General features: G+C 72.8%; 1 protein-coding gene. It reads right to left on the bottom strand.

Features of this window, described 5'->3' with window-relative positions; all coding sequences use genetic code 11:
• Nucleotides 1–6,341 (bottom strand): type I polyketide synthase (locus ACZ4VL_RS39830; protein WP_468210687.1); only part of this gene is annotated, 6,341 nt, incomplete at both ends.

The raw sequence follows: 6,341 nt of genomic DNA, 5'->3' as shown, positions 1-6,341 counted from the left end.
TCGTCACGGCCCGACAGCCAGGACGCCCAGCGTCCCGCCTGCTCCCGCAACGCCGCCTCGTCACGGCCCGACACCACCACCGGCAGCGGACCGTTGACGGCGACCGGCTCGACCGGCTCGACCGGCTCGGTGACCGGCGGTTCCTCGATGATGACGTGGGCGTTGGTGCCGCTGAGGCCGAAGGAGGACACGCCGGCCCGACGCGGACGTGCCGCGTTCCGCTCCCATGTCTGTGCCTGCTGCAGGAGCCGCAGTCCGCTGCCGTCCCATTCGATCAGCGGGCTCGGTTCGTCGGCGTGCAGGGTCGGCGGCAGTACCTCGTTCTGGAGCGCGAGCACCATCTTGATGACGCCGACGACACCGGCGGCCGCCTGTGCGTGACCGATGTTCGACTTCGAGGAGCCCAGCCACACCGGGCGCTCGTCGGGGCGGCCGGGGCCGAACACCTCTCCCAGCGCACCCGCCTCGATCGGATCACCCAACGACGTGCCCGTGCCGTGCGCCTCGATCGCGTCGATATCAGCCGGGACAAGCCGTGCGGCCTCCAGCGCGTCCAGAATCACGCGCTGCTGGGACGGTCCGTTGGGAGCGGTCAGCCCCTGGCTGCGGCCGTCCTGGTTGACCGCCGACCCACGCAGCACCGCCAGCACCCGGTCGCCGTCACGTTGTGCGGCCGAGAGCCGCTTCAGCACCAGCACACCGGCGCCCTCGGCCCAGCCCGTGCCGTCCGACGCGGCCGAGAACGGCTTGCACCGTCCGTCGGGCGCGAGTCCGTTGAGTCGCGAGAACTCCACGAACGGTGTGGGGGTGGACATGACCGTCACCCCACCGGCGAGAGCGATCTCGCATTCACCCTGGCGCAGGGCGTTGGCGGCCAGGTGCATGGCCACCAGCGACGAGGAGCAAGCGGTGTCGACCGTGATCGCCGGACCCTGGAGACCGAGCGTGTAGGCCACACGACCCGACACCACACTGGACGCGTTGCCCGTGCCGACGTACCCGTCGAGGGTCTCCAGGCCACGCCCCTGCTGGCTGTTGTAATCGGAGCCCATCGTTCCCAGGTAGACACCCGTACGACTCTCGCTCAGCGAGTCCGGGCGGATGCCCGCGCGCTCCAGCGCCTCCCACGACGCCTCCAGGACCAGCCGCTGCTGCGGGTCCATCGACACCGCCTCACGCGGCGAGATCCCGAAGAACTCGGCGTCGAAGCCGTCGACGCCGTCGATGAAGCCGCCTTCGCGGATGTAGCTCTTGCCCACCGCCTCCGGGTTCGGGTCGTAGACGTCCAGGGCGTCCCAACGGGAGGGGAACGGCCCTATCGCGTCCCGTCCCCCCGCCAGCAGGTCCCAGAAACCTTCCGGCGTGTCCACGCTGCCCGGGAGCCGGCACGCCATCGACACGATCGCGATCGGCTCGTCGTCCCCCCTGCCGGCGTCCGCGGCACGTCGTGCCGGGGAGGCCACGGCGGGGGCGAGTGACAGCCGGTCCAGCAGCAGCCCGGCCACGGCCAGCGGCGTGGGGTAGTCGAACGCCAGGGTCGACGGCAGCTGGAGCCCCGTAGCGGTGGACAGGCGCTGACGGAGTTCCACCGCCGTCATCGAGTCCATGCCCAGCTTCTGGAACACCTCCTGCTCTCCGACGCTCTCCGGCCGCGTGCCTCCCAGCACGACGGCCGCCTCCTGCCTGACGAGCGTCACGAGTGCCGTGAGCCGTTCCTCCGTCGGCAGCGCGGCCAGCCGGTCGCGCAGCTCGGAACGGGATCGCGGATCGGCGTCCACGCGACGGCGGCGCAAGCGCACCAGCCCCCGCAGCAGCGGGTGGACGTCACCGCCCCGGTCCGCCTCGCGCTGGACGGCGGCGAGTTCGAGCCGTACGGGCACCAGCTGCGACCGGCTCCCGGCCAGGGCGTGGTCGAGTGCCCGCAGGCCCTGCTGTTCGGTCAGCGCGCCGACACCCTGCCGGCGCATGCGGGCGATGTCCGCCTGCCCCAGCTGGGCGGTCATGCCGTCACCGTTCTGCTCCCACATGCCCCACGACAGGCTGACGGCCCTGCGGCCCTCCCGCCGGAGGCGTGCGGCCAGGGCGTCGAGCCAGGCGTTCGCGGCGGCGTAGTTGCTCTGGCCCGGGCCGCCCAGGACACCCGACACGGAGGAGAAGAGCACGAACGCGGACAGGTCCAGGTCCTCGGTGAGCTTCGCCAGGTGCGCGGCTCCCGCCACCTTGGGAGCCATGACCGTACGGAGGCGCTCGTGGTCCTGATCGGCCAGCAGGGCGTCATCGGTGGCACCGGCCAGGTGGACCACACCGGTCCAGGGATGTGCGGGGTCGGCGGCCGACAGCGCGGCGGCCGCCTGGGAACGCTCGGAGACGTCGCAGGCGAGAATCCGGACGGACTCGGCGCCGGCCTCCGTCAGCTCGCGTACCAGATCGTCCGCTCCGGGGGCCTGCGGGCCTCGCCGGGAGGTGAGCACCAGGTGACGCAGCCCGTGTGCGCGGACCAGATGGCGGGCGACCCGGCGCCCGAGGTCTCCGGTGCCGCCGGTGACGAGCACGGTGCCCTGCGGGTCGAGCGGCAGGGGGCGGTCCGCCGCCGGGGTGGCGGTCGCCGCCTCCTGGACCAGACGCGGGGTGAGCACCTCGCCCTCGCGCACGGCGATCTCCGGCTCATCGGCCGTGGCCAGCACGCGGGCGAGCAGTGCGGGGTCGACTTCGTCCACGCCGAGGTCGACGAGGCGTACCGCCCGGTCCGGGTGCTCGCCGCGTACGGCACGGACCAGTCCCCACACGGTGGCGTTCGCGAGGCCGTGCAGAGCGTCGTCGGACGTGGCGGTGACGCTGTCGCGCGTGACCCAGACGAGCTCCGTCGCCGCCAGCCGCTCGTCGCCGAGGAGGCGCCGGGCGATGGCGAGGGCCCGCTCGGCCGACTGCTGAGCGTTGAGATGGGCTTCCTCGTGGCTGCCGTACACGGTCGCGTCGATGACGATCCGGTCCGGGGCGGGTTCGTCGGCGTCGAGGCGGGCCGTCAGGGCGGCGTCGTCGGCGCAGTGGACCAGTTCCACACCGGTGTGGCCGTACGCGTCGTCGAGGGACGGGGCGAGCGCGCCGCCGTCGTCGAGCGTCCACAGCCGGTGCGCCTCGGCCGGCTCGTGCGGGCCGGGCCGGGCCGGCCGGAACGTCACGCCGTAGACGTGCTGCACCGGTTCGGCGGTGGCGATGTGCTCGGCCGTCGCTTCGCGCAGGCGCAGCGCGGTGACCTTCAGGACCGGTCGTCCCTCGGCGTCCGTCGCCTGGAGCGAGGCCGTGGACCGCGTACGGTCGAGATCCACCCGTACGCGCAGGACCGGGCTCTGCGCGGCCCAGCATTCGACTCCGCTCCAGGCGAAGGGCAGCAGCACACCGCTGCCACCGTCCTCGCCCTCGCCCTCGGCGCGCGCGGCCGTCTCGTGGGCGTCACGCCCGCGCAGCGCCGCCAGACCGTGCAGGGCCGCGTCCAGCAGGGCGGGATGCACACCGTAGTCGTCCGGCCGCAGTTCGCCGGGCAGCCGGACCAGCGCGTAGGCGGTGTCGCCCTGGCACCAGAGTTCGGTCAGGCCCTGGAAGGCGGGGCCGTACGCCAGGCCCAGGTCCCGGAACGTGTCGTAGTAGCCGTCCAGCGGGAAGCTCTGCGCCCCGGGCACGGGCCAGTGCCGCAGCTCCTGGCCCATGTCGTGCGCCGGCGTGCCGTGTTCCAGCACTTCTCCCGTGGCGTGCTGTCGCCACTGCCCGTCGACGGAGTCCTCGGGGCGGCTGTAGATCTCGATGGTGCGGGCGGTGCCGTCCTGAGACGTACCGATGACGACCTGGAGGCGGACGGCCTCGTTGAGGACGAGGGGCTCGAGGAGCGTCAGTTCGCCGACGCCGGCCGCGCCCGTGCGGTGCGCGGCGGCAAGGGCCAGGTCCAGCAGGCCCGTGCCCGGGACGATCACGGTGCCGTGGACGACGTGATCGTGGAGCCAGGAGTGCTGAGCCGGGGAGAGCTTGCCGGTGAAGAGGTGGCCCTCGCCATTGGCCAGGACGGTCATGGCCCCCAGCCACGGGTGCTCCGGACGTTCCAGCCCCACGGAGGCGAGGTCGCCGGAGGAGTGCGACGTCGTCTCCAGCCAGAAGTGCTCGCGCTGGAAGGCGTACGTGGGCAGCGGCACCCAGGCCGCCGGTGAGCCCGTGAGGACCTGGTCCCAGGTGATGTCGTTGCCGGAGACGTGCAGGCTGCCGAGCGCCTGCACCAGCGTGCGCAGTTCGTCCATCGGTTCACCGCCGCGCGACGGCGTCCGCTGCGAGGCCACGAACGTGCTGTCCCGTTCCGAGCAGGTCGCGCCCATCGCGGACAGCACCGACGCCGGGCCGCACTCCAGGAACCGCGTGACACCGTCCTGTTCCGCGGCGCGCACGACGTCCAGGAACCGCACGGCGTCCCGGGCCTGGCGTACCCAGTAGCGGGCGGACCGGATGCCCTCGCCCGGCGCCACGTCCTCGTCGACGCGCTCACCGGTCACCGAGGAGACCAGGGGGATGACCGGAGCCTCGAACCGGCAGCTCTCGGCCACCTTCTCGTACTCCGCGAGCATCGCGTCCATGTGGGGCGAGTGGAACGCGTGCGACACCTCCAGGCGGCGCGTGCGCCTGCCCAGCTCGCTGAAGTGGCTTTCCACAGTCGCCACCGCGGCCTCGTCGCCACTGACCACCGTCTGGGCGGGACCGTTCAGACCGGCGACGGAGATCCGTCCCTGGGCGAGGACGTCGAGGACCTCCGCTTCGGAGGCCTCCACCGACGCCATCGCGCCACCGCGCTCACACGCCTGCATCAGCCGCCCGCGGGCCGCCACCAGCCGGGCGGCGTCGGCCAGGTCCAGCACGCCGGCCACATGGGCGGCGGCCAGCTCGCCGATCGAGTGACCGGCCACCACCGCCGGCTGAACGCCCCAGCTCTCCCACTGCCGGAAGAGGGCCACCTCGAACGCGAACAGGGCGGGCTGGGTGAACTCCGTCTCGTGCACGAGCGCCGCGTCCTGGCTGCCCCCGGGGGCGAAGAGGACCTCGGTGAGCGGACGTGTCATGTGCGGGTCGAGCGCCGCGCACACCTCGTCGAACGCCGCCCGGAAGACGGGCAGTGCCGTGTGGAGGGCTCTGCCCATGCCGGCCCGCTGGCTTCCCTGCCCGGTGAAGAGCACCGCCGACGCGCCGGCACGGGTGGTTCCTTCGACGAGTGCCGGGTGCGGGGTGCCGTCGGCGAGGGCGTGGAGTGCGTCGATGGTCTGGTCGAGGGTTTCGGCGGTGACGGCGGCGCGGGTGGTGAAGTGGGTGCGGTGGAGTGCGGCGGTGCGGGCCAGGTCGGCCAGGGTGACGTCGTCGCGGCCGGAGAGCCAGGACGCCCAGCGTCCTGCCTGCATACGCAGGGCCGCCTCGTCACGGCCCGACACGACCACCGGCATCGGACCGTTGACGGCGACCGGCTCGACCGGCTCGACCGGCTCGACCGGCTCGGTGACCGGCGGTTCCTCGATGATGACGTGGGCGTTGGTGCCGCTGAGGCCGAAGGAGGACACACCGGCCCGACGCGGACGCGCCGCGTCCCGCTCCCATGTCTGTGCCTGCTGCAGGAGCCGCAGTCCGCTGCCGTCCCATTCGATCAGCGGGCTGGGTTCCTCGGCGTGCAGGGTCGGCGGCAGTACCTCGTTCTGGAGCGCGAGCACCATTTTGATGACGCCGACGACACCGGCGGCCGCCTGTGCGTGACCGATGTTCGACTTCGAGGAGCCCAGCCACACCGGGCGCTCGTCGGGGCGGCCGGGGCCGAACACCTCTCCCAGCGCACCCGCCTCGATCGGATCACCCAACGACGTGCCCGTGCCGTGCGCCTCGATCGCGTCGATATCAGCCGGGGACAGCCGCGCAGCTTCCAGGGCATCGCGGACCACGCGCTGCTGCGACGGTCCGTTGGGAGCGGTCAGTCCCTGGCTGCGGCCGTCCTGGTTGACCGCCGACCCACGGAGCACCGCCAGCACGCGGTCGCCGTCACGTTGTGCGGCCGAGAGGCGCTTCAGCACCAGCACGCCGGCGCCCTCGGCCCAGCCGGCACCGTCCGCCTGGGCGGAGAACGACTTGCACCGGCCATCGGCCGCCATGGCCTTCAGCCGGGAGAACTCCACGAACAGCAAAGGCGCGCTCATCACCGTGACACCACCCGCGAGGGCGAGGTCGCATTCGCCTTGGCGCAGGGCGTTGGCGGCCAGGTGCATGGCCACCAGCGAGGAGGAGCAAGCGGTGTCGACCGTGATCGCCGGACCCTGGAGACCGAGCGTGTA

It is taken from the genome of Streptomyces sp. NPDC029014, assembly GCF_055564695.1.
The sequence above is the reverse complement of the archived record's forward strand: the minus strand, read 5'-3'. Positions and strand labels throughout refer to the sequence as shown.